The sequence below is a fragment of the Streptomyces sp. NPDC058284 genome (assembly GCF_042881135.1).
Taxonomy (GTDB): Bacteria; Actinomycetota; Actinomycetes; order Streptomycetales; family Streptomycetaceae; genus Streptomyces.
In genome coordinates, this window is sequence record NZ_JBHVYE010000015.1 from 1 (window position 1) to 26,319 (window position 26,319).

Below are 26,319 nucleotides of genomic sequence, written 5' to 3' on the forward strand. Positions count from 1 at the left end.
GCGAACGGAGCACCGAGCATCCTGTAGCCCCATTGTTCGTGCAGCGTGACGCAGGGATAGCGAGTACGCACATACCCCCGCGGCCCCGCCCCACAACCGAACAACAGGCGCCCCAGCCACAACGCACCCGCACCCGCACCCGCACACACCCCACCCCTCCCTTGACCGGCAGAAAGCTTCGGGATATCCGTTGCTCCTGAAAGTAACTTTCCCCAGCCCGCAGGAGCCCCCCGTGCCCCACCCCGAAGACCGCGACCGCGACCGCGACCGCCATCGCGACCGCAAGCTCCGCGACCTCATCGGCACGATGCCCCTGGAGGACAAGGTTGGCCAGCTCTTCGTGATGCACGTGTACGGGCACACCGCCACCGACCCGGACCCCGCCGACGTCGACACGAACCTCCGGGAGCTAGGCGTCCGCGACGCCGCAGAACTGATCGCCCGCTACCGTCTCGGCGGCGTCATCTATTTCGGCTGGGCCCACAACACCCGCTCCCCGCACCAGATCGCCGAACTCTCCCACGGCATCCAGCGAGCGGCGGCGACCGCCACCGACCCCGTCCTCCCCGTGCTCATCTCCGTCGACCAGGAGCACGGCGCCGTCGCCCGCATCGGCGCCCCCGCCACGCTCCTGCCCGGCGCCATGGCCCTCGGCGCGTCCGGCTCGCACGAGCACGCCCGCGAGGCCGCCCGCATCGCCGGCGCCGAACTGCACGCCCTCGGCATCCGCCAGGACCACGCCCCGGACGCCGACGTCAACGTCGACCCCGCCAACCCGGTCATCGGCGTACGCTCCTTCGGCGCCGACCCGGAGGCGGTCGCGGGCTTCGTGACCGCGCAGATCGAGGGCTACCGGAGTTCCGGCATCGCGACCGCGGCCAAGCACTTCCCCGGGCACGGCGACACACGGGACGACAGCCACACCGAGCTGCCGCACATCCACCACACCCGCGAGGAGTGGGAGCGCTACGACGCGCCCCCGTTCCGGGCCGCGATCGCCGCCGGCGTCGACTCGGTGATGACCGCCCACATCGTGGTGCCCGCCCTCGACCCGTCGGGCGACCCCGCGACGCTCTCCCACCCGATCCTGACCGGCCTCCTGCGCGAGGAACTCGGCTACGACGGCGTGATCGCGACGGACTCGCTCGCGATGCGCGGCGTACGGACGAAGTACGGCGACGACCGCGTGGCCGTACTCGCGCTGAAGGCGGGCGCCGACCAGCTCCTGAATCCGCCGCGCCCGGACGTCGCATGGAACGCCGTGCTCAAGGCGGTGGCGGACGGCGAGCTGACGGAGGAGCGCATCGACGAGTCCGTACTGCGCGTGCTCCGCATGAAGGCGGACGTGGGCCTCCTCACCGACCGACTGGGCGAACAGCCGACCACGCACCCCACCCCCGAGGCCGTCGACGCCACCGTCGGCACGCCCGCACACCAGGTCACCGCCGACCGCATCGCCGACGCCACCACGACCCTGCTGCTCAACCCCGACGGGCTCCTCCCGCTGTCGCCCGACACCCACCCCGACATCCTGGTGGTCGGCGCGGACCCCAGTTCGCCGTCCGGCACCACGGGCCCGCCGACCACCGTCCTCGCGGGCGCCCTCAACAGCCTGGGCTTCCGGGCCGTGGCCCTGCCCACCGGAACGGCGCCCGACGAGGCGACGATCGAGAAGGCCGTGGCGGCGGCGCAGGAGCAGGACGCCGTCCTGGTGGCGACGTACAACGTCACCACCCACACGGCCACCAAGGACAACACCCAGGCGGCCAACACGGAGCTGGACACGGACCTGGACGCGAGCCCGGACAGCCGGGGGAGGCCGCTCGGGGCTGACGAGAGCGCCGACGGCCAGGCCACCCTGGTGGCCGCCCTCAAAGCCACCGGCCTGCCCGTCGTCACCCTCGCCATCCGCAACCCGTACGACGTGGCGCACCTGCCCCCGGTCGACGCCGCCCTCGCCTCCTACTCGTGGACGGACGTCGAACTGCGCGCCGCCGCACGCGTGATCGCGGGCAGGACGGCACCCCAGGGGCGGCTGCCGGTCCCGGTGCGCCGGGCGGACGACCCGGCGCGGGTGCTGTACCCGGTCGGCCACGGCCTGACGTACTGACACACGGATCGGCGGCATACGACGGAACAAGGCGTACGACGGGACAAGGCGTACGACGCGTCAGAGGGGCCGAAGCAGCGCCTCGGCCCCTCTGACGACGGGCAGAACCCGTCAGAGCGTCAGAGCCCGTCTTTGAACCGCCGACGCCTCACGGCCGCAGCGTCAGCTCCCTCTTGACGTCCCGCCGGTCGAGCTTCTTGTCGTACGGGGCGAGCGGCTTGCCCGAGGCCGACGGGGAGGAGACCCCGGCCCACGCCTGGATGCGCTCCGTCGCCTTCGCCTTCTGGTCCGCGACGAGCTGCGAGACGCTCGCCCCGTGGTTCGCGCCGGGCGCGGTGAAGACGTAGCTGTCGTGGCCGGCGCCGCGCGCGGGACGGAACGGCTCTGCGCCCCACGGGTCGTTCTCGCCGTAGACGTACATCATCCGCCGCGCGTTGTGCCGCACCCACCGGTCCACGTCCTGGATCGGCTGCTGCCGGAACCTCATCGGGATGTCGCGCGGCACGAAGTTCCGCGGCGGCTGGTAGCCGTAGCGGCTCAGCTTGCCGAGCCAGGGCTGCTTGATGTCGGGCGAGCCGAGCTCCGTGCCCGCCTGGTAGTAGTACGGCGTGTAGGCGCTGAGGTCCTGGTCGGTGTAGGAGGACCAGCCGCCCACCGAGTCGACGTAGTCGTAGAGCGCCTGGTCGGTCGCGGTGGCCGCGTCCGGGATCTTCCCGCAGGCGGTGGCGGCGGGCTGGTACTGCCAGAAGCCCCACACCAGGTCCAGGACGACGGCCTCGAAGGCCTTGTCGAGCGTGCCGACGGTGTTGAAGGTGTAGCCCTCCGCCGCCGCGTAAGCCGCGAGCTTCGCCGACAGCGGTTCCCTGCGCACCAGCGCCTCACGCTGGACGGCCTGGATCCTTTCGCGGCACTCCTTGGTGCCGACGCGCGCGAGGAACCTGTCGTAGGCCGAGTCCTCCTTGTCGACCACGTCATTGGGCGCGACGTAGGAGACGATGCCCGCCATGTCGCGCGGGTAGAAGCGCTCGTAGTACGTCGCCGTCATGCCGCCCTTGGAGGCGCCCGTGGCCAGCCACTTCTTGCCGTAGATCGGCTTGAGGGCCTGGTGGATGCGGTGCTGGTCGGAGGCGGCCTGCCAGATGTCCAGCTTGGACCAGTCGGCGGGCTCGGGCCGCGAGGGCGTGAAGAAGCGGTACTCCATGGAGACCTGGTTGCCGTCGACGATCCGTGTCGGCTCGCTGCGGCCGGGGTTCGTGGAGACGCCGTATCCGCTGGTGCTGAAGACCGTCGGGCGGGCGGTGTCCTTGTGCAGCACGGTCAGGCGCTGCTTGAAGGTGCCCTTGGACGGGTGCCGGTGGTCCACCGGCTGGGTGTAGTTGAGGACGAAGAAGCGGTAGCCCGGATACGGCTTCTCCTCGATCAGGCTCATGCCGGGTATGGCGAGCAGCCTGTCCTTGATGTCGGTTTCAGTGCTGTTGGCACTGGTGGTCCCGTCCGGTTCCGCGGCTGTGGCCGCCCCGGTCGTCGCTCCGGCCACGCCCACCGTGCCTATCAGCACCACGAGCGACAGCAGCCATCTGAGCGCCTTGCGCATGCACCCTCCCCTGTCGACACAGCAATGCCCCGGAACCTAACGGAGCAACTGAATCCGCACCAGGGGGAATTGCCTTGCGGCAACAGCGGGCACAGCCCGCATCAACAGAGAATCCAGCCCGAACTGACCCCGCGCCCGCCGACCTTCCCCTTCACCCAGACGCAGCGGTGACCGGCGTGGACCGTCACCGGGCCCGCGTGGTGGGTGTAACGGCCCGCGTCGCGCGCGGGCCTGCCGCCGCGCGCCTTGATGCTGACGGACATCGTCCTGCGGCCGCCGGAGTGCTTGGCGAAGACCACCGCGCAGACGTAACCGCGGCTCTTGAAGACGTCGACCCGGCCGCCGCTGAAGGGCAGCGTACGCACCTTGCGGCCGGCGCAGGGGGCGACTGCGGCCTCCGCCGACGCGGTGCCGGGGCCCGCGAGGGCGAGCAGGACGGCGCCTGCGAGCACGGCGGTGCCGAGCGCCAGCCGCCGTCGTATCCGACCACCGCCGCGACCACTGCTCACAGCTGCCCCTCCCGTCACACCTGACGCGTCTGCCACGCCCGCCACATCTGCCTCACGTTCTGATGTACGGACGCAGCCCGTGCCCCGTGCGGTTGCGCGATCCTCCGCCTTTTCCGTCCGCCCCGCCCAGGGTCCCTAGGGGCTGCCCTCAGACCGCTTCCACCGGCTCCCCCACGAACGTCCGCCACAGTCGCGCGTACCGACCGTCCAGCGCGAGGAGCTCCTCGTGCGTGCCGTCCTCCGCGACCCGGCCGCCGTCCATCACGACGACGCGGTCGGCGCGGGCCGCCGTGGTCAGGCGGTGGGCGACGACCAGGGTGGTGCGCTTGCCCGCGATGCGGTCGGTGGCCTGGTTGACCTGCGCCTCCGTGGCGAGGTCGAGCGCGGCCGTCGCCTCGTCGAGGAGCAGGATGTCGGGGTCGACGAGTTCGGCGCGGGCCAGCGCGATCAGCTGGCGCTGTCCTGCGGAGAGGTTGCGGCCCCGCTCGGTGACCTCGTGGAGGTAGCCGCCGTCCAGCGTGGCGATCATGTCGTGCGCGCCGACCGCGCGGGCGGCGGCCTCGACCTGGGCGTCGGTGGCGTCGGGACGCCCGTAGGCGATGGCGTCGCGGACCGTGCCCGCGAAGAGGTACGCCTCCTGCGGCACCACACCGAGGCGGTGGCGGTACGCGGTGAGGTCGAGGGAGCGCAGGTCGGTGCCGTCGACGGTGACGCGACCGCCCGTGGGGTCGTAGAAGCGGGCGACGAGCTTCACGAGCGTCGACTTGCCCGCGCCGGTCTCGCCGACGAAGGCGACGGTCTGCCCCGCGGGTATCCGCAGGGTCACACCGCTGAGCGCCTCCTCGGGCGCGCCCTCGCCGGTGGCCGCGTACGCGAAGTCCACGCCCTCGAAGGCGATGTCGCCGCGCAGCGAGGCCACCTCCTTCGGCTCCTCGGCGGTCTTCGTCGACGTCGGCTCCTGGAGCAGCTCCTGGATGCGGCCGAGCGAGACGGTGGCTTGCTGATAGCCGTCGAAGACCTGGGAGAGCTGCTGCACGGGGGCGAAGAAGAGGTCGATGTAGAGCAGGTACGCGACGAGCGCGCCGGTGGTCAGCGTGCCCGCCTCGACCCGGCCCGCGCCCACGATCAGCACGGCGACGACGGCGACGGACGACAGGAACTGCACGAACGGGAAGTACACGGAGATCAGCCACTGGCCGCGGATGCGGGCCTGGCGGTAGCTGTCGCTGTTGCGGGCGAACCGCTCGGCGCCCGTGCGCTCGCGCCGGAAGGCCTGCACGATGCGCAGCCCCGCGACGGACTCCTGGAGGTCGCCGTTGACCACGGACACGCGCTCGCGCGCCAGCTCGTACGCCTTCACGCTGGACTTGCGGAAGAAGTACGTGCCGACGACCAGCAGCGGCAGTGTCGCGAAGACGACGAGCGCGAGCTGTACGTCGATGACGAGCAGGGCGGCCATGATGCCGAAGAAGGTGACGACGGAGACGAACGCGGTGACGAGTCCGGTCTGCAGGAAGGTGGACAGCGCGTCCACGTCGGTCGTCATCCGGGTCATGATGCGCCCGGTCAGCTCCCGCTCGTAGTAGTCGAGCCCGAGCCGCTGGAGCTGCGCGAAGATCTTGAGCCGGAGCGAGTAGAGGACCCGTTCCCCGGTACGTCCGGTCATGCGCGTCTCGCCGGTCTGCGCCGCCCACTGCACGACGACGGCGGCGAGGGCCAGCCCGGAGGCCGCCCAGACGGCGCCGAGCGCCAGCTGGCTGACGCCCTCGTCGATGCCGTGCCGGATGAGGACGGGGAGCAGCAGCCCCATGCCCGCGTCGACGGCGACGAGCAGCAGGCTGAAGAGCAGCGGAAGCCCGAACCCGGCGAGCAGCCTGCGCAGCCCGTAGGACTCCTCGGGGGTGACGGCCCGCGCCTCGTCGATGCCGGGGGTGTCGTCGGCCGGGGGCAGCGCCTCGACCTGCGCGAGGAGTTCGGGCGTGGACGGCATCCCGGAGAGGGCGGTGTCCTTGGGCTCCCTGTCGCCGGTCCACAGGGCGGGCGTGATGCCGCGCTCGGCGTCGAACTCGGCGTCGAGTTCGTCGCGTACGGAGGTGTCCTCGGGCAGGTCGGCGGGGAGTGCGTGGCCCGGCGAGACGCCGCCGAGCTCGTCGGGGTCGGTGAGCAGCCGCCGGTAGAGGGGCGAGCGCTCCTCCAGCTCGGCGTGGGTGCCGAGGTCGGCGAGGCGTCCGTCGTCGAGGACTGCGATGCGGTCGGCGAGACCGAGGGTGGAGCGGCGGTGGGCGATGAGGAGCGTCGTACGCCCCGCCATGACGCTCCGCAGCGCCTCGTGGATCTCGTGCTCCACGCGCGCGTCGACCGCCGATGTGGCGTCGTCGAGGACGAGGAGGCGGGGGTCGGTGAGGATGGCGCGGGCGAGCGCGATGCGCTGGCGCTGGCCGCCGGAGAGGGTGAGGCCCTGCTCGCCGACCTTGGTGTCGTACCCCTCGGGGAGGTCGGATATGAAGCCGTGGGCCTGGGCGGCGCGCGCGGCGGTCTCGATCTCCTCGCGGGTCGCGTCCGGATGGCCGTAGGCGATGTTGGCGCCCACGGTGTCGGAGAAGAGGAAGGAGTCCTCGGGGACGAGCCCGATGGCGGCGCGCAGGGAGTCGAGGGTCAGCTCGCGCACGTCGCGGCCGCCGATGAGGACGGCGCCGTGCGTGACGTCGTAGAAGCGCGGCAGGAGCAGCGAGACGGTGGACTTGCCGCTGCCGGAGGAGCCGACGACGGCGAGGGTCTCGCCGGGGGCTATCCGGAAGGTGAGTCCGTCAAGGACGGGGCGGCCGTCCTCGTACCCGAAGCCCACCTCGTCGAACTCGACCGTCGCGGGGGCGTCGGCGGGCAGCTCCTTGGTGCCGTCGCTCATGCTCGGCTCGGTGTCGATGAGTTCGAGTACGCGCTCGACGCCTGCGCGGGCCTGCTGTCCGACGGTGAGGACCATGGCGAGCATCCGCACCGGACCGACGAGCTGGGCGAGGTAGGTGGAGAAGGCGACGAACGTGCCGAGCGTGATCTCGCCCTTGACCGCGAGCCAGCCGCCGAGGGCCAGCATGGCGACCTGGCCGAGCATGGGGACGGCCTGGAGGGCGGGCGTGTAGCGGGAGTTGAGGCGGATGGTGCGGAGCCGTCCGGCGAACAGCTTGCGCCCGACCTCCCTGAGCTTGCCGGTCTCCTGGTCCTCCTGGCCGAAGCCCTTCACCACGCGTACGCCGCTGACGGCGCCGTCGACCACTCCGGCGACGGCTGCGGCCTGGGCCTGCGCGTACCAGGTGGCGGGGTGCAGGCGGGAGCGGGAGCGGCGGGCGATGAACCAGAGGGCGGGGGCGACGGCGAGGGCGACGAAGGTGAGCGGCAGGGAGAGCCACGCCATGATCACCAGGGAGATCACGAAGAGCAGGATGTTGCCGATGGTCATCGGCAGCATGAAGAGCAGGCCCTGGATCAGCTGCAGGTCGCTGGTGGCGCGCCCGACGACCTGCCCGGTGGACAGCTCGTCCTGGCGCCGCCCGTCGAGCTTCGTGATCGTTCCGTACATCTCGGTCCGCAGGTCGTGCTGGACGTCGAGGGCGAGCCGGCCGCCGTAGTAGCGGCGGATGTAGGTGAAGACGTAGACGAGGACGGCGGCGCCGATCAGCGCGCCGGCCCAGGGGCCCATGGAGCGGTCCCCGCCCCGGCCGTCCTGCCCGATGACGTCGTCGATGATCACCTTGGTGATCAGCGGCACGAGGGCCATGACGGCCATGCCGGCGAGCGAGGAGCCCAGCGCGAGCACGACGTCCTTCGGATAGCGCCACGCGTATCCGGTGAGTCGCCTTGCCCAGCCGGATTTCTCCCGCTCGGCTCCACCCCGTTGCTCCGCCACGTGCTGCCTCCCGTCGACCTGACCTGCCGAGAGGCCCAACACGGCGCGATGCGATTTTCATCCCGCCGCAACAAACCCGCGCCCCATGAGGGGCGCGGGAGCTGCGCGACGAGCCACGGCGGAGCCGCGGCTGCCCGAGTGGCTCAGGCCGCAGGCACGGCCACGAAGGCCTCCCGCGGCGTGTCCGTCGGCACGTACCTGTTCACCGCGGACGCGCGGGGCGTGAGGTCCTTGTGGATGGCCTTGGCCACGCCCTGGATGGTCGCGACGCCGTAGTTCATGGTGCTGTTGCCGTGTGTGAGCACGGAGATCGTGTAGTCGTGGCCGCCGCCCTTGAACGCGCCGATGCTGTGCACCCGCCAGCCGTGGGTCGACCGCTGCAGCCAGCCGTTCTTGACGTGGATGGCGACACCGGAGGGCGCGCCCGCGGGGGTGCCCCAGCGCTGCGAGGAGGTCACCTTGCCCATCAGCTTGAGGATGTACGCGCGCGAGTTGTCGCTCAGGACGGCGTTCTTGGCGGTGACCAGGGCGAGGAGCTTCTGCTCGTCGGCCGCGTTGATCCGGGTCAGGCCCCAGTAGCCGCCGGTGCCGGGCACCGTCTTCGTCATCTTGGCGGCCTTGAGGAAGCCCTTGACCTTGCCCGTGCCGAGCTGGCGCCAGAGCGCGCTGGTCGCCGCGTTGTCGGACTTGGTGATCATGGCGTACGCGAGGTCGGACTCGCGGGTCGTCAGCCTGCGCTCGGTCTTCTTCGCGTCCCACAGGAGCGTGGCGAGGACGGTGACCTTGACGACGCTCGCCGAGTCGAACGAGGTGCCCGCGTTCAGGGTGCAGGTGGTGTCGGTGGTGCGGTCGCGCAGACCGACGGCGATCGTGCCCTTGCGGTTCTTCAGGGCGGCCGTGATGTCCTTCTTCAGCTTGGCGGCCAGGCCGGCCTGCGCTGAGGTACAGCTGACCTGCGGCGCCGCGGTGGGCGTGGCGGCGGTGGCAGGCGTGGCGGCCGCGGCGAGCGGCACGAGCACTCCGGCGGCGAGACCCGCCGAGAGTACGCGGGCACGGCTGGATATACCGGATGTCCGGTGAGTCATGGAGCTTCCCATCCCCTTGTGTGAAACGAGTGCACCCCCGGCGCACTCGCCTCACTTGACTCACCCATGGTGGCGAAAGGTTGCACTAAAACAGAAAATGTGTGCGAAATTTCACCAAGGCTCGGCTGCTCCGGCCCCGCCGCCCCGCCGCGCCGCCGAGCTCCCGGGCCCAGCCGCGTCGGCCGAGGGCTCAGCCGCTCAGCCCAGATGCGTCGGCGCGAACATCCGCAGCAAGAGCTAGACGATCTCCCCCATCCACATCCGCCGTCCCAGCTCATCGAGATCCGCTCTGCGCTGCTCATACTCGGGCAGGGCGATCCGCACGAGTCGCCAAAAATCCGCGCGGTGTCCCGGTACTGCAACATGCGCCAGCTCGTGCGCGATGACGTAGTCGATCAGGTGCATGGGGAGCTGGAAGAGCGGCCATCCAAGACTCATCAGGCCCGGATGCCCCGCTCCACCCGGTGGACGGTAGGAACCCCACCGCTGTCCGAGATCCCGCACCTCAAGCGTTGGCTCGACCACTGCCATGCGGGCCGCCCAGGGCTGGAGCCGGTTCCGCGTCCAGGCCCGGCCAGTCCGGCAGTACCAGTCGACCAGCGCCGCCCGGCCCGTCTCCGGGTCCTCGGCCACAGCCCGTCCCATGACGAGCCGCCCCGCCATGAGCCGGACCCGGACGTCCGCCTCCTCGCCGTCCGAGAGGGCGAGCCGGTACGTCCTGCCGAGATAGCGGAAGAGTTCACCGTCGATCAGCCGCTTCGCCGCGTTGACCGGCCGGACACGTTCCCGCTCCGCGAGCTTGGTGACCAGCCACGACCGGTGCCCTCGAACAAAGCTCTCCGCCTCTCGGACCGTACGCTCCCGCGGCATGTGCAGCACGAGACTGGCGTCGGGCGTGACGGTGAGTGCGAACCTCTTCCTGCGCGCGCTGACCCGCATCCGCAGGGCCAAGCCGTCGACGGTGAGCAGCTCACCGTCGACAGGGGCGGTCTGATTCTCGGCGAGGGCGGTCACACCCTCTATTCTCCCCGGGCCCTGCCCAGGAATCTCGGCCGGTTGTCCTGCGCGTATGCGGCGAGTCGCTGAGCCGCCGCCTCCAAGGCTGTCCAGTCCCCTCCGGCCGGTCTCAGCCCTCCCTTGATCAGGTCGGTCTGGAGAGCACTGGCGAGAGTCGTGATGTCCTGATGCTGCCCTTGGTAAGAGGCCTTGGCCATGGTGTAGGCGGCGGTGTCGCAGACCGCGCTCACGAGGGGCCGGACATCGTCCACGGTACGGCGGATACCGGGGCTCTCCGCCACGAGCTGCTCCACCAGGCGGTAGACCTTCTGTTCCAGCGGGGAGAGACCGGCGAGCGCGGGGTCCTCCTCCTCTTCCTGCCTGGCCTCGTCGATCAGCTCCTTGAACTTCTCCACCTGTTCCTCGAAGCGTCCGGGGATCTCCCGCAGGATCTCTTCGAGCCGCTGGGAGAGCCGGGTGTACTTCTCGGGGTCCTCCCGCTTGACGCGCTCCTCCAGGTGGAAGCGGAGTGCGTGCCCCATCTCGGCCGCGGCGTCCTTCGCCGGCAATGGGCGTACCGCGTCGTCGAAGCCGTACGCCGCGATCGAGACCGGCGGGATCGCCTGCTCGATCTCGGGCCCTTCCAGATGGTCAGCGATCATGGCCCGGACCTTGCGGCCGTAGCGACGCATCGTGAAGGTCCCGCCCTCGCCGTCCCGATGCAGGCGACGAATGCGCTTCTGAAGCAGGGCCCACCGCCGGGCGTCCGCCACGTAGTGGAGAGCCTCTTCATGGGGCAGTACGCGTTCCATGGTGGCGAGGAAGGCGTGCAGGACCTCGTCGTAGCCGAACCGGACGTCTTCCGCGTCGAACCGCGCCAGGGCGTCCCGCAGCCGGACGGGGTCGGCCAGGTCCGCGTCCGTGACGCCGTTCCGGAGCAGGAACGCACGCACGGTGTCGGCGGCCGGTTTCAGGGCGTCGACCTCGGCGGACATGCTGCGCATGGTGTCGTCGACATCGGCGTCCCGGTATCCGGCCAGGGCCTCGGTGAGGTGTCCGAAGATGCCGTAGTAGTCCACGACATACCCGATTTCCTTCCCCGGGTACGGCCTGTTGACGCGGGCGACCGCCTGCAGCAGCTCGGCGTCCCTGATCGGCCGGTCAAGGTAGAGCACCTGCTCGCGCGGGGCATCGAATCCCGTCAGCAGCATGGACTTCACGATCAGGAAGGCGATGGGGCTCTCTGGGTGCACGGGGTCGGGAACGGTCCGCCGCTTGGCCCCCTGTCCACCTGCCGGGGCTTCGGACCAGGGAGCATTGCCGCTCCCCGAGCCTGCCTCATTGTGCCCGTCACTCGGTGCGGGAGACGGGTACAGGGGCGTCGTGGCCACCCACTCGGGCTCCGGCGCCGGCTGCGGGAACCCCTTCTGGAAGCGTTCGATATACGCCTCCTGCCGCTTGCCGTCGGTCCACTCGGCCCACCGGCCGCGCTTGTCGTCGGCACTCGACGAAATGACGGGCACGAAGTCGATACGGCGAAGCAGCGACCGGAAGCGATACGCCTCATGGAGATACCGAAGCCGCCCCCCGAGCTTCTCCGGCGGGATACCAGCCACGGACTCCGGGTCGTAGCCGTCGAGTTCCGCAAGCAGCCGGTCGCGCGCCGCCCGCAACGCGTGGTGGTACTGCACGGCCGCCTTACGGCTTACGGCCGCGACCTGAGCCTTGAAACTCCCGCCGGACAACACGGTTGTCACCCAGTGCTCCAGCATGTCGTCGGCCTTCGCCGCGATCATCGGCACGGATTCGGCGACGTCCCGCTCGGTGGGCCACCGTCTGAGCAGGGCTGCCCGCTCTTCGGTGCTACGATCCCGCACCAAGTCGTCGAAGTTCCGGTCGAGGCTCGCCCCGTCCCGGACCTCGCCCTCCCCGGTGCGCCCTTCGTAGCGGATACGGACGACGACGCCGTCGTGCTCGGCGTCCTCCATCCGGTACTCGTCGAGGAAGCCCCGCTCGGAGTCCCCGCGCCCGAAGATCCGCCGGGTGTCCTCCTCCCTGCCGGTGACGATGGGTGTTCCCGTGAAGCCGATCTTCGCGGCGTTGGGGATCGCCTTGCGCAGGGCGGCGTGCAGGAAGTTGGTGTGTGAGCGGTGGGCCTCGTCGACGAGTACGAGGATGTCGGACGAGGTGCTGCACTCGGGGAAGTCGGGCTCCCGCTTCTTGTCCTTGCCGCTCTTTTTGGCCTTCTTTGCTTTCTTGGCCTGCGCGTATTCCTCGACGAGATTCCGGTCGTCGGCCTCCGAATCGGCCTCCCCGGAGAAGGCCAGCCCAGCACCGTACTTCTGAATCATCCCGAAGACGACGCGCGGCCCTCCGTCCCTCAGCAGCCCCTCCAACTGCGTCCGCGTGATGGCTGTCTCGACATCGGACTCGCTGAGCTTCAGCGTCCGCGTCAGCTGGCGCTGCAACTGAGTCCGGTCGGTGACGACCACGACCATGAACTGGCTGAGCCTGGGATGCAGATGGATCCGCCGCACCAGGAACGTCATGGTCAGACTCTTGCCTGAGCCCTGGGTGTGCCAGATGACCCCGCCGCGCTCGTCCTCGTCACCGGTCTCAGGCCGAGTCCTGCCGGTCAGCAGCCTGCGTACGGCCTTCTCGGCTGCTCGATACTGCTGGTGCCGGGCCACGGCCTTGACGAGCCGTACAGCCCCGTCATCGGACTCGACGGGCAGCGGGATGATGTAGTGACGTACGACGTTGAGCAGCGCCGCCGGACGCAGCACGACACCGACGAGCTTCTGCTGTTCGGTGAGAGGCCGAGGGCGGTCCAAACTTCTGCCGTCATCGGTCGCGACCAGCTCGGCGTCGCGCAACTCCCGCCGCAGTGTGCTCTCTTCCTCAGGCTGGACGCTGCGCCAGGGGTGGAAGTGTGCGGGGGTGGAACTTATCGTTCCCAAGTGCGCGGTGTCACCGGTGGCGGCGACGAGGAGCTGCACGGTCCGGAAGAGCTCGGGCACCTCAGCGGGCGCCGTCACCTCGGCGCTTGCCCGAACGTCGTCATCGTCCTCGTCGAGCGGATCGCCCGCGTAGTGCCGCAGATCCATAACGGCCTCACGGACCGGCTCGGCCAGATCTGGACTCTTGCATTCGACGGCCACGAGCGGGATGCCGTTGACGAAGAGGACGATGTCGAGAATGGACAGCTCACCGGAGCTGTTGATGACGCGGAGCTGATCAACGACCGTGAAGTCGTTGGCGTCGACGCGGTCCGGGGCCCACTCGACGTACTGCACGGTGGCGGAGGGGCCACCGTGCCCGGCAGAGGGCGCGTTGAGCACATGCCCGTTGAGCAGAAGGTCGGTGGCGGCGAGGTTGGCGGTGAAGACGCCCTGGCCGAGCGGCACGGAGGCGAGCTCTTGGATGGAGCGCTCGATGTCATCGCGGTCCATCCACGGTGCGCCGTCGGCAGCGCGGAGGTTGATGCGCCGCAGCGCGTCGGCCAGCTTGCCCTTGAGTAGCGGCATGCCCGCGTCGAGCGTGCCGACGTCCGCACCGGACTGGTGTTGCCACCCCATTGCCTTCAACTGCGCGACGAACGGCCGCTCCACCTCGTCCCGCTCCACCTGTGCCACCGTGAACCCGCGCCTCTCTTCGCACAAATGCCCTGGTGGTCCATTGTGCGCTTTGGGTGCGGAGTGCGGGAGGGGAATCCGGGGCTCAGATGGTGAGGCCCCTGTCCGTTTCTCCCTCCTCGTCTCCCACTTCCTCTTCGTCACCCTCCTCTTCGGGATCGTCGTCGTACACGGGTACGGGGAGGCGGGCCCCGCGGCTGCGGGCGATCCGGGTCACATCTCGCAGGGACTCGGCCATGCGGGCGGCCATGTAGCGGAGCTGGGGCGCGGTGGCCCTCGAGTCGCCGGCCAAGTCGTCGACGTGGCCGAGTAGTTCGTCGGCCATGCCGAGCTGGATGGATTCGATGTTGTCGGCGACACGGGAGACATGGCCGGTTCCGTCGCCGATGAGGTAGCAGGGGTTGCCGTCGGGGGTGGACCAGGGGAGGAGCCGGGGAGCAGTGGTGTCGGTGGAGGAGGTCTCGGCGGCGTTCGGTGTCATCACGCGGTGGCCACCTCGATGCCATGGATATGGCGGGGGCCTACGTCGACGCCGTGTACGGCGAGCCACAGGGCGCGGCGGCGGGCGCGTTGACGCTTAGCTTCCTCCTGCTGTCTGTGGGTGAGCAGGTAGGGGCGGACGAGGGGGGTGTCTTCGCCGCGCAGGATGGTGTCGTGTGGGAGGGGGCGGCGTGGCGGGCAGCCATCTACGGATAGGTCCCGTCCGCCTCCGGGCTCCACCCCCGCGAGGCGGTGTCGCCCGGAGGCGGGCAGCAGAAACCGCAACAGCGGCTCTGCGAGGCGGGTGATACGGCGCAACACGTCTTCAACTCCTGAGTGGGGGTCTTTGTGTGCGGGCCGGCCGTAAAGGCCTCAGCACCGCATACGCATCGCTGTGTAGCGATCCACTCACAGAGTGAGACGGGTCGGACTACTCTCACCAGGGGGAAGCGCGTGACGAAGCGCCTGTCACACGGGAGCTGACGATGAGCAACATCTATGGGGAATGGCTGAGGGCCCAACGGGAAGCCGCTGGGCTCACACAGCAGGAGCTGGCTGACATGGCACTCATGACGCGTTCGCACATCGCGCACATCGAGGCGGGCCGCCGGATCCCTTCCAAGGAAGACGCGCGGAGGCTCGACAGGGCGCTGGGCACGGGAAATGTACTGAGCAGCTTCCTGCCGGACGATGACATGGCGGTGGCCGAGTACTTCGAGACGGCACTGCAACTCGAACAACAGGCGACGATGATCCGGGAGTTCGCCCTGTCGTTCATTCCCGGCATCCTCCAGACGGAGAGGTACGCGCGTGCGGTTCTGGGCACGTCGTTCCCTCCTGTGAGTGAACAGGAATGTGACAGGCGCCTTGTCACACGCCTAGAACGCGCGAAGATCCTCGACGATCCTGTGACGCCCGTAGTGTGGGCGCTCCTGGATGAGGCAGTGCTGCGCCGCCAGATCGCTGGACCGGAGGTCATGGCAGAGCAGATCCACCATCTGGTACGCCTCTCCGAGAGCCGCAGGATCCAGGTGCACGTGTTGCCGTTCGAGTTGGGCCTCCACCCTCTCTTGAACAACATGCTCACGCTGATGTGGTTCGAGGACCAGCCGCCCATGGCGTACGGCGAGGGCCTGCACATGGGGAGGATCCACGACAGCCCGTCCGTGGTCCAGGAGCTCCAACATCGCTACGATTTCGCATTGGCCAACGCACTCCCCCGTAAAGAGTCATTGGCTCTGCTCAGGGCAACAGCAAAGGGTTACAGACCATGACTGACCAAAACGTCCCGAACGCTACAACGCTGAAGGGCTGGCGGAAGTCCTCCTACAGCAATGACCAGGGCGGGAGTTGCGTCGAAGTCCTGGATGGCTACCCGGCGGGCATACCCGTGCGCGACTCCAAGTTGCCGCACGGCCCTGCACTGGTCTTCCCGTCGACGGGCTGGTCCTCGTTCATCACGGCGCTCAAGTCCGGCCACCTCACCGACTGACGCCCCCGCTCAGGCGAGCGTGACAGCCTCCCCGTCACACTCTTCCAACCGCCCCTCCTAAGGATGAACCTCGGCCTTCAGGCCTCCATCGCCACCTTGACTCGCCCGGAGAGCAAGTCATCCACGAGCCCTTGCTTCAGCTTGCGGAGCTTGACAATCTCCGCTTCTTGGAGCGCGATCTCGCGCAGTGGAGCAGCACCCAGCTCGGAAATCCTGGTCTGCTCACCTCGCGGTGGAACCGGAATTCTGAAGTCCCGCACATCCGACTTGGTGATGTTTGGGTCCTTGCGTGTACTGGCCGCGACCCGTCGCCACCTGTGTCGACCATGCTGCAGCGCAAGAAGGAGATAGCTGGGGTCAAGTTCAGAGTCCGGGATCAGGACAGAAATCGCCTGGTTCACGGCAGAGGGGCGTTTGAGAATCGCCGTACGGCCGATCTGCTCCCACCCCCCGTACATAGCAACCAGGACTGCGTCCACGGGGTAGATGCGCATTCCAAGTTCACCTACGGCCGCCGAAGTCAGCGCCTCATCCGTGGACGAGATAAGGCCCTCATTTAGATCAAGGGTCTTCACCCACGGCGTGCCCTTGTTCGTAAAGTACGCGGCCCCGGCAGTTCTTGGCGGAGTTGCTCCTGAACCGAGGCGGCAGAGATCGCCGATCGATGCGGTAGGCCAGTCCCTCCGAAACGCAGAATCAAGAAGGCCTTGCCTGAGGTACCGCAGCTTAGCGATCGACGCCTCAATGCCACGCTCCAGCGCCGTGACACTGCCGATCACCTCAACAATCCGCCGCTGCACCCCCAGCGGAAGCCGCGGAACACGAAGGCGACGGAGAGTCTCACCGGAGATCTTGACCATGCTCTCCGAGGTCCCTTGGGCCATCGCCATGATGCTCCGCCGGGTCCGCGGCCAGCGCAGCACGATCTCCAGAAATTCGGTCAGGTACTCATCAGCCGGACGAAGACGCATCATCAGGTCCGGATAGATGCAGGGGGTACCAACGTCCCGGTAGATTCCTGCCAGCCCCACCAGGGCCCGGGTGTTCGCACGGCTAACCAACAGGTCGCCATCCTCAAGGGCAGCTGAGTGTGTCGCTTTCACCGACGAGGGAGCGTTCTTCAGCTGGGCAGGTGCAAACCCATCCGGTGAAAGACAACCCAGGCCTAGCATTTGCACCCCGGTCCACGCCTCACTCTCAGCGGGCGAAAACCCGTTACGGATCGGCTCAGCCAGGACATCGCCGAGCGGCAGCGTCGGCCATACCTCATCCGACATAGCCCAGCTCCTTCAAAAACCCATCCAGCTCCCCCGCAGCCCGCTCCCGCCCCTCCCGAATCTCCCGCAACGAAACCCCGTACTTCCCCTCCCAAACCTCATAAGACGCCGCCAACTCCCGCTGCCACCGGACCACATGGCCCTCCAGCTTCGCCGCCAAGTCATCCCGCAGCAGGTCCAGCACCACCCGGCGTCGCCCTTCCTCCCCCAGCTCGTCCCGCGCCTGGAACAAGCGGGGCGGCTCCTCGCCCAGCTTCGGCGGATCGCTCGGGTACGGCTGGTACCAGAACTCCGCCTCAAGCCGCTTGATCGTCGCGTTGGCCTTCGACCGGGCCTTCTTCACAACGGCGATCTCGGCCAGCAGCTTCTCCAACTCCTCGACGGATAGCGCCACTTCCTCGACGCCCACCGCGTCATCGGTGTCCGGGTGGGCGGCCTCGCCCCCGCCCTCGTCGCTCTCCCCCTCGGACGAGGAACCCGGCACCCGCCCCTCCAACTCCTTCAGCCGCGCGTCCAGCTCCGCCTTCTTCGCGTCCGCCTTCGCCAGCTCCTCCAAGAAGTCGGGCACGATCGCCGCGACCACCTTGTGGTCGTACGCCTGGCGCCGCTCGGCCGCCGTCCGCTTCCGCAGCTTCCGCGTACGGGGGTCCTGTTCCGGCGCCAGCATGGTCTCCACGTTCTCGACCCAGCCGTCGATCACGCCCTTGAAGCCGTTCTCGGACAGCGCCATCAGGTCGTACTTGGCCTCGTACCACCAACCGGCGACCGCCCCCGCCAGCGCGTATCGGTCAAGGAGTCCGACCTCGCTCAGCCGCTCCACGAACGACTTCATCAGCGACGCCCGCACCCGCATCAGCGCGGCCTTCCGCTCCGATGCCGTCGACGTAGCCAGAGACTCCTTCGTCGCCGCCACCGCCTCCAGCTCACGGGCCTCCGCGGCCCACCACGCGGTGAATGCCTCCCGCAGTGCCTCCTCCCGGGGCCGGGCCAGCTCGCTCATGTCAGGGCGCTCGCCCTCCCCCCGGAAGTCCACATACGCCGGGTCCGCCGGCTCCCGCTCCACGAACAGGTCCCCGACCCCGATCCCGTACGCGTCGAGCAGCGGCTTCTTCGCCTCGATCTCCGCGCGTGGCACCCCACCCACTAGGTGGGCCCGCACGTCCTGCGGCTCGGGCGGCGGCGTGTTATCCACGTAGCGGCGGATGTTGAGGTTGTCGTCGTTGGCGGCCAGTTCCTCGCGGCTGACGACCCGTGAGAAACCCGGGACCTCCGCCCACGAGCGGAACGTGGACGCGATCTTCTCGGCATGCTCGGGCAGCAGTACGTTCTGCGCGCGCTCCGCATGGAATTCCCGGTCCGCGTTGATGAACAGAACACCCTTGTTCGTCCGCTTCCCCGGCGGGCGCAGCACCAGGATGCAGGCTGGGATGCCCGTCCCGTAGAAGAGGTTCGGAGCCAGTCCGATGACGGCCTCAACCGCATCGTCCTCCAACAGCTGCGTGCGGATGGCCTGCTCACCGCCGCCCCGGAACAGCACCCCGTGCGGCATGACCGTGATGACCATGCCACCACGCCCCTCCCGCTTCGTCTCCCACAGCATGTGCTGGAGGAACATAAGGTCGGCCTTGCCGCGCTCGCTCGTCGCCCCGTACTTCGTGCGCTCGGTCCGGTGTGCCAGCTCTTCGAGGACGTAATCCATGGAGAATGGCGGGTTGCTGAGCACCCCGTCGAAACGGTCGGCGTCCGATTTCGGCACATGCGTGGGGTGCGCGAGGGTGTCGCCGGTCGTGAGGTCGAAGCGGCGTACCCCGTGCAGGACCATGTTCATCGTCGACATGATCCAGGAGCCGCTGTTCGCGTCCTGGCCGGCGAAGAACATGTCCGAGGTGTCGCCGCCGTGCTCCTCCACGTACTCCTTGGCGTGGATCAGCATGCCTCCCGAGCCGACGCACGGGTCGTAGATCCGCATGCCCTGCTTCGGGGCAAGGAGCTCGACCATCATGCGGACCACGGCACGCGGGGTGTAGAACTCACCGCCCTTGCGGCCCGCGGAGTCCGCGAACTCCTTGATCAGGTACTCGTAGGCGGCGCCGATCAGGTCGGGGAACTCGAAGTCGTCCGTACGCAGCCGAATGCGCCCGAAGTGCGCGATGAGCAGCCTGAGCCGCTGGTCGGCGAGCTTGGCCGCGCCCGAGGCGACACCGGATCCGCCGATGCGGTTGAAGTCAAGGTGGTCGAAGAGGCCCTTGAGCTTGTCGTTCTGCCCTTCGAGAGCCTGGAGGGCCGGGCGCAGGGCGCTCTCGTTGATGTTGGAGGCAGCGGCGGAGATCTCCTGCCAGCGGGCTTCGGCCGGCACGAACAGCACATCGCGCTGGCGGTACTCCGACGGCCGCTCCAGGTAGGTGTCCAAGTCCTCGCCTTCGAGGCGGAGCTCCTTCGCCGCGTACTGCTTGATCTCCTCCCGCGCCGCCTCGAACTCGTCATTGGCCCGCTTCAGGAAGAGCAGACCGAAGATGTAGTCCTTGTACTCGGAGGCATCCATCGTGCCTCGGAGAATGTCCGCGGCGGCGAAGAGATGCCGCTCCAGCTGGGCGAGCGTGAGCTTGGCCACGTACCGACTCCCTACGACCTGTGATGACGGGCAAAGACTATGGCCCGCCCAGGCCGATACCGAAATCAGTCAGTACGTGGTGATCCCGAGCCCTTTCTCCACAAGCTTGAAGACGTCTGTGTACGGATCTCTGTCGATCTTCTGCACGTGGTCCCCGTGTTGAGCGTTCATCCGCTCGGCGTTCTTCTTCGCCGTCTCATAACGCCCAAGGACCTGGTGGGGGAGCACGATCTTGGGGTTCTTTGCGTCGGCAGAGCCCCGCGCGAAAGGCAATCGGTCGGCCACGAGGTCGCACACCCCGGAAAAGTTGCCACTGACCGCGCGGTAGTGGGCAAGGCGCCACACCTCGAAACACGGATGCGAGAAGGCGACCTCGACACCGGCCGCCTTGGCCTGTTTCATGGCTTTTGCGAGATACGGGTAGTTGTCGTGGTCGAAGACGCACCACACCTGAGGCAGGAGTTCCTTCTTCAGCTCGTCGCGCTTGGCCTCACGGGTCTTGTCCCGCATGAGATCGGCTGCCTTCGCGACCATGTCGAGCGGCTTGCGATCGTTCTTCCGGTGGCGCTCTTGAATGTGGATCACGACCTGGAGACCCGGATCCTCGTAGACGCCGTGCTTCGCGATGATGTCGAGGTAGTAGGGCTCGGTGTCCTCACCTTCGGTGTAGATGTAGACCTCGCGCCTACGCCGCCCCTTGCCCTTGGCCCGCGCCAGCGAGTCCCTGCCCCGGTCCCCCCGCGCCATCAGTCCTGCCCCACCTGGTCGGCCATCTCCTCGTACGCACCGAACTCGCGCGCGGCGTAAGCCCGCCGAGCGATCTGGCCCTCCAGCAGCGAGGGCACTCCGCCGAAGACACCGGCCAGATAGGACCGGGTCAGATCCTCGTCCTTACCCGGGTCGGCGTCCGTCAGCGGATAGAGGGTCGTCGCCCCATCCCTGTCCTTCTCCGTCAGCCACACCTGGCCTGGGTCAAGAAGCCGCTCGCCGATCGGGGTGGTGAGGACCGTCGCGTCGTGCGACGTGAAGACCAGCTGGGCCCCGTTCGGGTTCGCCTGCGGGTCGTGGAAGAGCCGGATGACCTCCGCGGCGAAGCGTGAGTGCAGGCTCGCGTCGAGCTCGTCGACGAGCAGAACCGCGCCCTCGTCCAGGGCCAGGAGCATCGGCCCCAGAAGGGCGAACCAGGAGCGTGTGCCGAAGGACTCGGCCTGCCAGTCGAAGGGGACGTCTCCAGCGGCCGAACGGTGGGTCAACTTCACCCCCTGCTGCCCGGGCCTTTCCTGGACCACCTCCGCACCGGTGATTCCGAGGTCGGCCACGCGAAGCAGCTCCCGGATACGCAGTGCCCTCTCACCCGAAAGTTCTCGGGTGGTGAACTTCTCGCGCTGGGGCCGATCGTCCTCCGGATTGATCATCCACAGGTTGCGCCGGAACCAGTGGAACAGGGGGGACAGCTGCGGGTGGTTGTCTGTACCCGCCGTGGACAGCAGGAGTGCGTTCGGACGCGTGCGGCGCATGAGTTGGGCCCTGTCACGGACGCGTCCGCCCGGCCATTTGAAAGCATCCGCACGCGAGGCATCGCGGTCAAGCCACTCCTGACGGCGACCGCGCGGGTAGCTGTGCAGCCATTCCGACTCGACTCGCGTGGGCCCCAGCTCGAAGCCGTACGTCCAGCGGACCGAGTCGATGACGATGTCGACTTCGAAGAAGGACGGTTCGTCGTCACTCTTGGGGCTCAGGGCGAAGACCTTGCGTTTGATGCCTTCGTACGACGCCCAGTACGCATAGGAGTTAAGGACTGCGTCGCGCATGTCGCCCATGGCAGCCAGCACATTCGACTTGCCTGACGCGTTCGCGCCGAAGATGCCGAGCAGAGGGTACACCTCGACGGAGTCGCCTCCCGCAAGCTCCAGCGGATTCGCCGCCCCGTCCTGTCCCTCCTCGGGTGCGATGAAGGACAGTTCCTGCTCGTCACGCAGGGAACGTACGTTCGCGGCACGGAACCTGAGCAGCACACCGTCCTCCTCTCCGAGTTCTCCGATTCTCCGAGCTCAGCGTAGTCGGCGGCTCCGACATCAGCTCGGCCGGGAACGCCCGCGACCTCGGGCAAGATACCCCTCGCCACGAGTCGCGGGCAGCCGAACGGGTGATCAGTTCCCGGTGAGATGCGTCGGCGCGAACATCCGGAGCACCGCCGGAAGCACCACCACGCTCGGCCCCGGCTCGGACAGCGCCTTCGCCAGGTCGTCCCGGAGCGTCTCCGGAGAGGACCGCACCCCCGGCACCCCGAAGGACTCCGCGAGCTTCACGAAGTCCGGCCGCGCCAGCTCCGTCGCCGTCGCCTCGCCGAAGGCGTCGGACATGTACTCGCGCAGGATGCCGTAGCCGCCGTCGTCGACGATCAGCCAGGTCACGGGCAGGTCGTACTGCCTGGCCGTCGCCAACTCCGCGATCGAGTACATCGCGCCGCCGTCGCCCGAGACGGCGAGGACCGGGTGGGAGGGGTCCGCGACCGCCGCGCCGAGCGCCGCGGGGAAGCCGTAGCCGAGACCGCCCGCGCCCTGCGCCGAGTGCATGGTGTTGGGGCGCCGCGCGTCGAACGCCGACCACGCCCAGTACGCCAGGATCGTCATGTCCCAGAAGGACGGCGACGTGTCCGGCAGGGCCTCGCGGACGGCGGCGAGCACCTGCCGCTCCAGGGTGAGGTCCTGCGCGTCGATGCGCTCGCGGACCTTGTCGAGCACCTGGGCGACCCGCTCGGGCGCCGACGGGTCCTCGCGGGGCGCGTCGATGGTCTCCAGGAGTGCGGACAGGGCGATCCGCGCGTCCGCGTGGATGCCGAGCCCGGGGTGGTTGGACTCCAGCTTCCCGGCGTCCGCCTCGATCTGGATCACCCGGCCGCGGGGCTTGAACGTGTGGTAGTTCGAGGACAGTTCGCCGAGGCCCGAGCCGACCACGAGCAGGACGTCCGCGTCCTCCAGGAAGTCCGTGGTGTGCCGGTCCTCCAGCCACGACTGGAGCGAGAGCGGGTGCTCCCAGGGGAAGGCGCCCTTGCCGCCGAAGGTGGTGACGACGGGGGCGTTCACGAGTTCGGCGAGCGCGCGGAGCTTGCCGGAGGCGTCCGCCCTTACGACGCCGCCGCCCGCGATGATCGCCGGGCGCTCGGCGCGGGAGAGCAGGTCGGCGGCGACCGCGGTCAGCTCGGGGCGCGGGACGACGTCCTCGGGCGTCGCGTCCATCGCCGTCACGGCGGGCAGGGTCGTCTCCGCGAGCAGCACGTCCTGCGGGATCTCCACCCAGACCGGGCCGTGCGGCGCGGTGAGCGCCGACTCCCAGGCCGCGGCGATGGCGGAGGGGATCTGCGAGGCCGTGCGGACGGTGTGCACGGACTTGACGACGTCACGGAACGAGGCCTGCTGGTCGCGCAGTTCGTGCAGATAGCCGTGGCGGCCGCCACCGAGCCCGGCCACCGGGACCTGGCTGCCGATGGCGAGGACCGGCGACGAACCCGCCGCCGCCTCCTGGAGCGCGGCGAGCGAGGTCAGCGCGCCGGGCCCGGTGGAGAGCAGCAGCGGGGCGACCTCGCCGGTGACGCGGCCGTACGCGTCCGCCGCGAAGCCCGTGTTGTTCTCGACGCGGAACCCCACGTACGAGAGCGAGGAGCGGCGCAGCGCGTCGAACATGCCGAGCGCGTGCTGGCCGGGGAGCCCGAAGACGGTGGTCGCGCCGAGACCGGCGAGGGTCTCGACGACGAGGTCGCCGCCGTTGCGCCCGGGGGGCGGGTTCAGGGCGGCCTCGGTCTGGCGCGGCGTGGGGCGCAGCACCACGTCGTGGTCGTGGGTCATGCGGCGTCTTCTCCTTCTCGCCCGGGCTCCGGCCCGGCGGGCTCTCCGGCCGCCGGGCCGTACGGGCCCGGCGTACCTAGGCGTTCAACGGCGTTGTGGCCGCGCTCACTTCGCGTTCTGCTCCGCGTCCCGGGCGCGTCCCGCGGCGATCTGCCTGCTCATGATCGTCGTCAGTTCGTACGCGGTGTGGGAGGCGGCGACGGCCGTGATCTCGGCGTGGTCGTACGCGGGGGCGACCTCGACGACGTCGGCGGAGACGAGGTTGCAGGAGGCGAGGCCGCGCAGGATCTCAAGGAGCTCACGCGACGTCATGCCACCGGCCTCCGGCGTGCCCGTGCCCGGGGCGTGCGCCGGGTCGAGGCAGTCGATGTCGATGGAGATGTACAGCGGGCGGTCGCCGATGCGCTGGCGCAGCTGGTCGGCGACCTCGTCGGCGCCGCGGCGGTAGATGTCCGCCGAGGTGACGATGCCGAAGCCCATCTTCTCGTCGTCGGTGAGGTCCTGCTTGCCGTAGAGCGGGCCGCGCGTGCCGACGTGGGAGAGCGCCTCGGTGTCGAGGATGCCCTCCTCGACGGCGCGGCGGAACGGCGTGCCGTGGGTGTACTCGGCGCCGAAGTAGGTGTCCCAGGTGTCCAGGTGGGCGTCGAAGTGGAGCAGGGCGACCGGGCCGTGCTTCTTGGCGACCGAGCGGAGCAGCGGGAGCGCGATGGTGTGGTCGCCGCCGAGGGTCATCATGCGGGCGCCGGAGCCGAGGAGGTCGTCGGCGGCGGCCTCGATGGTCTCCACGGCCTCGTTGATGTTGAACGGGTTGGCGGCGATGTCGCCCGCGTCGGCGACCTGCGCGAGCGCGAAGGGCGAGGCGTCCTGCGCCGGGTTGTAGGGGCGCAGGAGGCGCGAGGCCTCACGGATCGCGTTGCCGCCGAAGCGGGCGCCGGGGCGGTACGAGACACCGGTGTCGAAGGGCACGCCGACCACCGCGACATCCGTCCTGCCGCCGACCTCGTCGAGGCGGGGCAGCCGGGCGTACGTCGCCGGGCCCGCGTACCGCGGGATGCGGGAGGAGTCGACGGGGCCGCGGGGCGTCTCGTTGCTGCTCATGGGGTGCCTTCCTTTGTGCGTCTCTGCACGCTTCGATGCGCTTTGTGGGCGCTTTCTGAACTCTACTGAGGGAGGGGGGACTGAGGTACGGGGGCCGGAGGGGCCTCGGGCTCCGCTCCCCGCCCGGCGAGCCGCTCGCGCCAGGCGGCGAGCACGGCCGCGTCGGTGGGCTTCGTGGCGAGGGAGACCACGACGTAGACGGCGAGGGAGGTCAGCAGGCCGTAGTAGACGGGCTCGTTGGCGAGGATCCCGTACCCCCACATGAGCCCGATGACGGAGAGACCGCCGGTGGCGACGGCGGCGAGCGCGCCGGCCGCGGTGCCGCGGCGCCAGAGCAGGCCGCCGAGGATCGGCACGAGCAGTCCGCCGACCAGCAAGTTGTACGCGACGGTCAGGGCCTCGACGACGTCGTTGAGCGCGATGGAGATGACGATCACGCCGACACCCATGACGAGGATGAAGACGCGGTTGCCCCTGACCTCGTCGTGCGGCTCGTCGCCGCCCTTGGTGACCGTGCCCCGCAGCCGCGACCAGATGTCGTTGTTGGCGACGGTCGCGCAGGCGATGAGCGCTCCGGAGGACGTCGACATCACCGCGGCGAGCGCGGCGGCCAGGACCAGCCCCCGGACGCCCACCGGCAGCTCGTCCTTGACGATGGTCGCGAAGGCCGCGTCGGCGCTCGGCAGGTGCGGGTACATGACCTTGGCCGCGGTGCCGATGACAGCGCCCGCGACCGCGTACAGCAGACAGTAGGTACCGGCGACGGTTCCGCCGTAACGGGCGACCTTGTCGCTGCGCGCCGTGAAGACGCGCTGCCAGATGTCCTGCCCGATGAGCATGCCGAACGTATAGATCAGCACGTACGTGAAGATCGTCTCGCCGCCGATGCCCAGCGGGTCGAAGTACGCGGTGGGCAGCTCGGCCTTCATCTCACCGAAGCCACCGGCCTTGACGACCGCGATGGGCAGCAGCAGGAGCAGCACGCCGACCGTCTTCACCACGAACTGCACCATGTCGGTGAGCGTGATGGACCACATGCCCCCGAGCGTCGAGTACGCGACGACGATCGAACCGCCGAGGACGATCGCCAGGGTGCGGTTCATGTCGAAGATGACGTCGAAGATCGTGGCGTACGCGATGGTCGAGGTGACCGCGAGCATCAGCGTGTACGCCCACATGACGACCCCGGAGATGACGCCCGCGCGCCCGCCGTAGCGCAGGTCGAGCATCTCCGAGACGGTGTACACCCTCAGGCGCGCGATGCGGGCCGAGAAGAACACGCTGAGCGCCAGGATGCCGAGGCCGATGGTGACGACCATCCAGGCACCGGAGAGGCCGTACTGGTAGCCGAGGCCGACGCCGCCGATGGTGGAGGCGCCGCCGAGGACGATCGCGGCCATGGTCCCCGAGTACATCCACGGCCCGAGGCGCCGCCCGGCGACCAGGAACTCGGCCTTGGACTTGGCGCGGCGCATGCCCCACCAGCCCATGGCCAGCATCCCGGCGAGATAGACGACGATCACTGTGTAGTCGACGGCCATAAGGGGGGGGCCTCCTTCGCGCACCTCGGTGGCGTGTCGTGCAGATGGAGTGGGGGTGGCGACCGGCCGCGGGGACATCCGCCCGTACCCGCTGCCTGTGGTCGGCACGACCTTAGGTGGCCGGAATGCGACGCTGAAGTGTACG

17 protein-coding genes are annotated in these 26,319 nt (G+C 69.1%); 3 read left to right on the forward strand and 14 right to left on the reverse strand.

Going from position 1 to position 26,319, the window contains the following annotated elements; translation table 11 throughout:
• Positions 1–307 precede the first annotated feature (307 nt).
• A complete protein-coding gene (locus ACFVYR_RS21125) occupies positions 308–2,110 on the forward strand; it encodes a glycoside hydrolase family 3 protein (protein ID WP_384254102.1) in 1,803 nt (600 codons plus the stop codon).
• A gap of 148 nt (positions 2,111–2,258) precedes the next feature.
• Here ACFVYR_RS21125 and ACFVYR_RS21130 read toward each other — a convergent pair whose 3' ends face one another.
• From ACFVYR_RS21130 to ACFVYR_RS21160, 7 genes are all read right to left on the reverse strand, one after another.
• A complete protein-coding gene (locus tag ACFVYR_RS21130; protein WP_384254072.1) occupies positions 2,259–3,704 on the reverse strand; it encodes an aminopeptidase in 1,446 nt (481 codons plus the stop codon).
• Positions 3,705–3,805: 101 nt separating this feature from the next.
• Entirely contained in the window at positions 3,806–4,213 is a 408-nt protein-coding gene (locus ACFVYR_RS21135; protein WP_384254070.1) for a hypothetical protein, read from the reverse strand.
• A gap of 148 nt (positions 4,214–4,361) precedes the next feature.
• Positions 4,362–8,114 (reverse strand): ABC transporter ATP-binding protein, encoded by a 3,753-nt coding sequence (locus ACFVYR_RS21140; protein WP_384254068.1) that lies wholly within the window; start codon positions 8,112–8,114, stop codon positions 4,362–4,364.
• 143 nt (positions 8,115–8,257) lie between these two features.
• Positions 8,258–9,199 (reverse strand): serine hydrolase, encoded by a 942-nt coding sequence (locus ACFVYR_RS21145; protein ID WP_384254065.1) that lies wholly within the window; start codon positions 9,197–9,199, stop codon positions 8,258–8,260.
• Positions 9,200–9,436: 237 nt separating this feature from the next.
• Positions 9,437–10,213, reverse strand: a complete 777-nt coding sequence (locus tag ACFVYR_RS21150; protein ID WP_384254063.1) for a M48 family metallopeptidase — start codon at positions 10,211–10,213, stop codon at positions 9,437–9,439.
• Between the two features lie 5 nt (positions 10,214–10,218).
• Complete coding sequence (locus ACFVYR_RS21155; RefSeq protein ID WP_389612270.1) at positions 10,219–13,830, reverse strand: type I restriction endonuclease subunit R; 3,612 nt, start codon at positions 13,828–13,830, stop codon at positions 10,219–10,221.
• An 85-nt stretch (positions 13,831–13,915) separates the two neighbouring features.
• Positions 13,916–14,311, reverse strand: a complete 396-nt coding sequence (locus ACFVYR_RS21160) for a hypothetical protein (RefSeq protein WP_384254100.1) — start codon at positions 14,309–14,311, stop codon at positions 13,916–13,918.
• Between the two features lie 484 nt (positions 14,312–14,795).
• On the opposite strand from ACFVYR_RS21160, the gene ACFVYR_RS21165 reads away from it, so the two are divergent.
• Both ACFVYR_RS21165 and ACFVYR_RS21170 read left to right on the forward strand, forming a co-directional pair.
• On the forward strand, positions 14,796–15,584 hold the full coding sequence (locus tag ACFVYR_RS21165) for a Scr1 family TA system antitoxin-like transcriptional regulator (protein ID WP_384254058.1): 789 nt from the start codon (positions 14,796–14,798) through the stop codon (positions 15,582–15,584).
• On the forward strand, positions 15,581–15,802 hold the full coding sequence (locus ACFVYR_RS21170) for a DUF397 domain-containing protein (RefSeq protein WP_384254055.1): 222 nt from the start codon (positions 15,581–15,583) through the stop codon (positions 15,800–15,802). Before ACFVYR_RS21165 ends, ACFVYR_RS21170 begins: the two co-directional genes overlap by 4 nt.
• 77 nt (positions 15,803–15,879) lie before the next feature.
• Here ACFVYR_RS21170 and ACFVYR_RS21175 read toward each other — a convergent pair whose 3' ends face one another.
• From ACFVYR_RS21175 to ACFVYR_RS21205, 7 genes are all read right to left on the reverse strand, one after another.
• Positions 15,880–17,079, reverse strand: coding sequence for a restriction endonuclease subunit S (locus ACFVYR_RS21175; protein WP_384254053.1), 1,200 nt, complete (start codon positions 17,077–17,079; stop codon positions 15,880–15,882).
• Positions 17,069–19,690, reverse strand: coding sequence for an N-6 DNA methylase (locus tag ACFVYR_RS21180; protein WP_384254050.1), 2,622 nt, complete (start codon positions 19,688–19,690; stop codon positions 17,069–17,071). The genes ACFVYR_RS21175 and ACFVYR_RS21180 overlap by 11 nt, the downstream gene beginning before the upstream one ends.
• Positions 19,691–19,759: 69 nt before the next feature.
• Entirely contained in the window at positions 19,760–20,437 is a 678-nt protein-coding gene (locus ACFVYR_RS21185) for an RloB family protein (protein WP_384254048.1), read from the reverse strand.
• The gene (locus tag ACFVYR_RS21190) at positions 20,437–21,705 is read right to left on the reverse strand and encodes an ATP/GTP-binding protein (protein WP_384254046.1); all 1,269 of its coding nucleotides are present in this window, start codon (positions 21,703–21,705) and stop codon (positions 20,437–20,439) included. Before ACFVYR_RS21190 ends, ACFVYR_RS21185 begins: the two co-directional genes overlap by 1 nt.
• A 135-nt stretch (positions 21,706–21,840) precedes the next feature.
• Positions 21,841–23,535 (reverse strand): thiamine pyrophosphate-binding protein, encoded by a 1,695-nt coding sequence (locus tag ACFVYR_RS21195; protein WP_384254043.1) that lies wholly within the window; start codon positions 23,533–23,535, stop codon positions 21,841–21,843.
• Positions 23,536–23,640: 105 nt separating this feature from the next.
• Positions 23,641–24,633: an agmatinase gene (speB, locus tag ACFVYR_RS21200; RefSeq protein ID WP_384254041.1), complete on the reverse strand. Its 993-nt coding sequence runs from the start codon at positions 24,631–24,633 to the stop codon at positions 23,641–23,643.
• Between the two features lie 62 nt (positions 24,634–24,695).
• A complete protein-coding gene (locus ACFVYR_RS21205) occupies positions 24,696–26,174 on the reverse strand; it encodes a sodium:solute symporter (protein WP_384254039.1) in 1,479 nt (492 codons plus the stop codon).
• Positions 26,175–26,319 lie beyond the last annotated feature (145 nt).